Below are 230 nucleotides of genomic sequence, written 5' to 3' on the forward strand. Positions count from 1 at the left end.
CGCGCCTTCAGCGACGTAACGGCAGCCGTTATCAGCGAGCATAATGGCCGACTCGCCATCCAACTCGTTCTGGGTGGCACACGGCAGAGCCACGTCGGCCTCAACCTCCCAAATATTGCCGCCCTCGTGGTAAGTCACACCGTCGGTCTCCTTGGCATAGTCGGACAGACGAGCGCGGCGCACCTCCTTGATGTCCTTCAGAAGTTCAATATCCACGCCCTCGGGGGTGA

The 230-nt window shown here is 60.4% G+C and carries 1 pseudogene; it reads right to left on the minus strand.

The features are described from left to right. Positions 1–216 (minus strand): annotated as a pseudogene (locus CYJ76_RS11505) (NADP-specific glutamate dehydrogenase); the annotation flags it as partial. Between the last annotated feature and the right edge of the window lie 14 nt (positions 217–230).

This window comes from Kytococcus schroeteri (assembly GCF_002847825.1).
Classification (GTDB): Bacteria; Actinomycetota; Actinomycetes; order Actinomycetales; family Dermatophilaceae; genus Kytococcus; species Kytococcus schroeteri.